This window comes from Streptomyces sp. NPDC050759 (genome assembly GCF_044456945.1).
In the GTDB taxonomy this organism is placed as follows: Bacteria; Actinomycetota; Actinomycetes; order Streptomycetales; family Streptomycetaceae; genus Streptomyces.
On record NZ_JBITGI010000053.1, the window covers coordinates 1 to 1,012 of the forward strand.

The 1,012-nt window shown below is 65.5% G+C and carries 1 protein-coding gene; it reads right to left on the reverse strand.

The genetic code is table 11. The features are described 5' to 3' along the window. On the reverse strand, nucleotides 1–928 hold a 928-nt coding region (locus ACIBJB_RS47500), incomplete at its 3' end, for a carbohydrate ABC transporter permease (protein WP_398940395.1). Between the last annotated feature and the right edge of the window lie 84 nt (nucleotides 929–1,012).

Genomic DNA, 1,012 nt, shown 5'->3' on the forward strand with positions numbered 1-1,012 from the left:
CGAGGGAGATGACCAGCAGGACCACCGCGATCGCCGAGCCGTAACCGATCCGGCTGGACTCGCCGATGATGTTGTTGGTGATCAGGATGGACAGCAGCTCGGTGCCCTGGGCGCCCTTGTTGAAGACGAAGACCAGGTCGAAGGCGCGCAAAGCCTCGATGATGGTGACGACCAGGACGACGGTGTTGGTGGGGCGCAGGGTGGGGAAGATGACGTTCTTGAACGTCTGCCACTCGTTGGCGCCGTCCAGCGAGGACGCCTCCCGCAGCGAGGGGTCCACGCCCTTGAGGCCGGCCAGGTAGAGGATCATCATGTAGCCGGTGTGCCGCCAGGACGCGGCGATCAGCACGGCCCACAGGTTCAGGTGCGGGTCGCCGATCCAGTCGATGTAGTGGCCGGGCTTGTTGGCCCCGATCAGGCTGTTGATCAGGCCGGTGTCCGGGTTGTAGACCAGCTGCCAGACGAAGCCCGTCACGGCCAGCGAGACCACGACCGGGAGGAAGAACGCGGTCTGGTAGACCCGGGAGAAGCGGATCTTCTTGTCCAGCTGGACGGCCAGGAACAGGCCGAACGGTGTCGGGATCAGGATGAGCACGACGAACCAGATGACGTTGTGCTGGACGGCGGGCCAGAACTGCGGGTTGTCGCTGAACAGCTGCTGGAAGTTGTCCAGCCCGACCCACTTGATGGAGTCGAAGCCGATGCCGTCCCAGCTGGTGAAGGCCAGGGCGATCGACGCGAGGGCGGTGACCCAGACCAGGGCCACGTGCAGGATCGTGGGCACGCCGGCCATGAAGCCGAGCGTGATGCGGTCACGGCGGGTCAGCAGGCGCTTGTGCCCCCGCGGGATGCGCTTGGTGACCGGGGCGGGGCCCGAAGGCGGCACGGCGGCCGCCTCCGGGCTCTTCGTGTTCGTGTCGGTAGTCATGTAATCGCTCAGCTCAGCCGGACGCGAAGATCGTCTTCTTCTGGCGCTCGATCGAGGACAGCAGACTGTCGATCCCCTTGGGGT